Below are 445 nucleotides of genomic sequence, written 5' to 3'. Positions count from 1 at the left end.
CGAGCTGCAATGGTGGTACCAGTTTTATTTCGCGACCGAGCGCGGCCGCGCCGGATACGAGAAGTACACGCATGATTTTGCAAAACTGATCTGGAAGCTCGCTTCGCCGCAGTGGAAGTTCGACGACGCCACTTTCGAGCGCAGCGCGGCGGCGCTGGACAACAAGGATCACGTCGCGATCACCATCCACAATTACCGCTGGCGGCTCGGACTCGCCCAGGGCGAGGCGAAGTACGAGGAGCTCGAAAAGAAGCTTGCCGCAGCTCCCGTCATCAGCGTCCCGGCGATCACGATGGAAGGCGATGCCAACGGCGCGCCACATCCCGATCCAAGCGCCTATGCCAAGAAATTCTCGGGCCGGTACGACTATCGCCTGATCACTGGGGGCATCGGCCACAATCTGCCGCAGGAAGCACCGCAAGCCTTTGCCAAGGCCGTCATCGAC

General features: G+C 61.1%; 1 pseudogene. It reads left to right on the top strand.

Going from position 1 to position 445, the window contains the following annotated elements:
* Positions 1 to 445: pseudogene (locus AC0L23_RS40055) on the top strand (alpha/beta hydrolase); the annotation flags it as partial.

The sequence above is a fragment of the Bradyrhizobium sp. MI1.4 genome, assembly GCF_055811315.1.
This window is presented reverse-complemented; position numbering and strand designations above follow the sequence as displayed.